Source organism: Bradyrhizobium sp. (genome assembly GCF_035570375.1).
Classification (GTDB): domain Bacteria; phylum Pseudomonadota; class Alphaproteobacteria; order Rhizobiales; family Xanthobacteraceae; genus Bradyrhizobium.
In genome coordinates this window covers 1-2954 of sequence record NZ_DATMLW010000050.1, presented here as the reverse complement: position 1 = coordinate 2954, position 2954 = coordinate 1, and the positions used below count along the sequence as shown (strand labels likewise).

Annotated in this window: 3 protein-coding genes; all 3 read left to right on the top strand. The window is 61.9% G+C overall.

Annotated features, from left to right (window positions below):
- The coding region (locus VNX23_RS05835; RefSeq protein ID WP_325628236.1) for a TRAP transporter large permease subunit at positions 1 to 1053 on the top strand (1053 nt) is incomplete at its 5' end.
- Between the two features lie 225 nt (positions 1054 to 1278).
- A complete protein-coding gene (locus VNX23_RS05830; RefSeq protein ID WP_325628235.1) occupies positions 1279 to 2436 on the top strand; it encodes an IS630 family transposase in 1158 nt (385 codons plus the stop codon).
- Positions 2437 to 2445: 9 nt separating this feature from the next.
- On the top strand, positions 2446 to 2808 hold the full coding sequence (locus VNX23_RS05825; protein WP_325628237.1) for a response regulator: 363 nt from the start codon (positions 2446 to 2448) through the stop codon (positions 2806 to 2808).
- Positions 2809 to 2954: the final 146 nt, after the last annotated feature.

Sequence of the window (2954 nt, the reverse complement as noted above, 5' to 3'; positions counted from 1 at the left end):
CTCGCGCAGGTCACCACCGTATTCAGCATGTTCTTTTCGGGCATGTCGGGCTCTTCCTCCGCGGACGTAGCCGTGCTCAGCCGTACGATGGCGCGGCCGATGGCTCGCGAAGGCTACTCCCCTGCGTTCGTCGCGGCCCTGATCGCCGCCGCCTCGACGATCGCCAATCAGGTGCCGCCGAGCATCATGGCGGTCGTCTATGGCGCGGTAGGGAATGTCTCGATCGCGGGGCTCTTCCTTGCCGGCATCCTGCCGGGGGTGATGGTCGGCCTCGGCCTCATGCTGTTCTGCTACTTCTTCGGACCGGTCGGCTTTCGCCGGCCGCGGTCGAGCCTCAGCAATCTCGTCGCCGCGACGCGCGCCGCGGCGCTGCCGCTGCTGATCCCGGTGATCCTGCTCGGCGGCATCATGACCGGCTGGTTCACGCCGACCGAGGCGGGCGTGGTCGCGGTCGCCTACATTCTCATCGTGGTGATTCCGCTGCTCAATCCGGGCCATATGCGCCTCGTATGGCGCGACTTCGTGCAGGCTGGGCTGATCTATTCGCTGCCGCTGATCACCATCGCCGCCGCGTCCGCGTTCGGCTGGCTGCTGGCCTATCTGCGCGGCCCGATCGTGGTCGCGGGCTGGATCGGCGACGTCGCCGGCAGCGATCCGCGCGCGATCATGTTCCTGTTGGTGCTGGTGTTCACCATCGTCGGCGACTTCATCGAGCCGATTCCCGCGATCATCATCTTCATGCCGGTGGTGAACCAGCTCACGGACCAGGCTTCGATCAATGGCGTACACATGGGCATCGTCCTGATCATCACGCTCGCGTTCGGCCTGATCACCCCGCCCTACGGACTGTCGCTGCTGATGGCCTCGAAGTTCGTCGGCGCCCGCTTTTCCCAAGCACTCGAGGCGTCGCTGCCGATCTACGTGATCTTCTTCGCGACCATCGCCTTCGCGATCTTTTTCCCAGACGTCGTGCTGTGGCTGCCGAAGACGCTGTTTCCCGAATCGGTCGGCTGCTTCAAGGCGCCGGACGGGGGAAAGTATATCTGCCCATGAGGGGTTGGGGCGAGCCCCCCGCACGCTTCAGCTCACCTCGCCCCGCGCCTGCCTCACTCCCCGATTCTTGCTCGCCTGGGTAATGTTGCGCGTTTGCCTACGGCGTAAATCTGGTTACGTGACTAGTGTATCGATTCCATGAATCCGCACGCATCGGGGGGATTCCCTTTCGGTTTGACGATATCCATATCTCCTTTTGGTGGATTGGCGGATGGAGAAATGGTTATGGCCGCGCCTCGGCGTGTGATCGAAGTGCCGTTTTCGGAGAAGGAGTTGTCTGATCTCGCGTGCGTCTCGCGTTCGCGAACGGAACCGGCGAACCACGTCCAGCGGGCGTGCATCTTGTTGACCTATCGCGAGAAGCCGTCGCTCTATGCGACCGGGCGAGCCATCGGGGTGACGCACCAGACCGTCGAGCGATGTTTGCGACGGGCGCGCAAGTTCGGCGTCATGGCGGCTCTCGACGACAGTCCGCGTCCCGGGCGCGAGCCGACCATCACCAGCCAAGCGCGCACGTTCGTCGTCGATCTGGCCTGCCGCAAGCCGAAGGATTTTGGCTATCCGCACGAAGTGTGGACGACCCGGCTGCTGGCCGAGCACGTGCGCGAGCGGGCTGTGGCTGCCGGATACGCCTGTCTGGCCCGTCTCGCCCAGGGAACTTTGTGCAAGATATTGGCCGCGCCCGAAGTCAAACCGCACAAACTGCGCTACTACCTCGAACGCCGCGATCCCGACTTTGACGCGAAGATGGCCGAGGTCGTTTCCGTCTATCGCGAGGTCGAACAGTTGAAACAGGCGGCGAAAGCCCGAAGCGAGGAAACGCCCGCGCCAACACCTGCTGTGGCGATCATCTCCTATGACGAGAAGCCGGGCATCCAGGCGCTCGCCAACAAGGCGCCCGACCTGCCGCCCAAGCCCATGCGTCATCGGACCGTCGCACGCGATCACGAATACGTTCGATTGGGGACGCAGAGCCTGCTGGCCGGCATCGATCTGATGACCGGCGTCGTCCACGCCAGCGTCGAGCGGAGACATCGCTCGCGCGAATTCGTCAAATTCCTGAAAAAGCTCGACGCCGCCCATCCGCCCGCGACCGCGATCAAGCTCATCCTCGACAATCACTCCGCCCACAAATCCAAGGAGACGATGGCTTGGCTCGCCCAGCAGCCCAAAGGACGCTTCACGCTCGTCTACACGCCCAAACACGGCTCCTGGCTCAATCTCGTCGAGGGATTTTTCTCCAAGCTCGCCCGCTCCGTGCTTCGCCATATCCGCGTCGCTTCCCTGCCGGAGCTGGGCCAGAGAATCCTCGCCGAAATCGACCGGATCAACCGCCGCCCCGTCGTCCACACATGGAAGTGGAGAATTGCCGAGGCCAAATGATATGAGTCGATTCAAGAAATCGATGTACTAGTGGTGGAAGATAGTCATATATCCGCATGTGTACTGTGGACATTGTCTCCTGCTGGTTTCGAGGCGCTCGAGGCCAGCAGCGCCGACGAGGCCATCCAGGTCCTTGAAGGCCGCTCTGACATCCATTTGGTGTCCACCGATGTGAGCATGCCGGGCTCGATGGACGGGATCAAGCTGTCGCATTACATCCGAAAGCGCTGGCCGCCGGTGAAGTTGATCGTGGTGTCCGGCAAGAATATTGTCGATGAAGGCCACTTGCCCGTGGGAGCCAGATTTTTCTCCAAGCCTTACAACGACAGCACGATGGGCATGCTCTCCGGAGGGAATGAACAGCATCTATGATTGTGGCAATCGAAAAATGTCCGGTACGTCAGTCGGGCTCATAACCGAAAATTCTCGACAAGTGCAGACGGTCGGCGATGCGAACACAAACCGCATTTTTGGCCTGTCAAGCCGGACGCGCTGGCGCGCTCCATCGCAATAAGTGG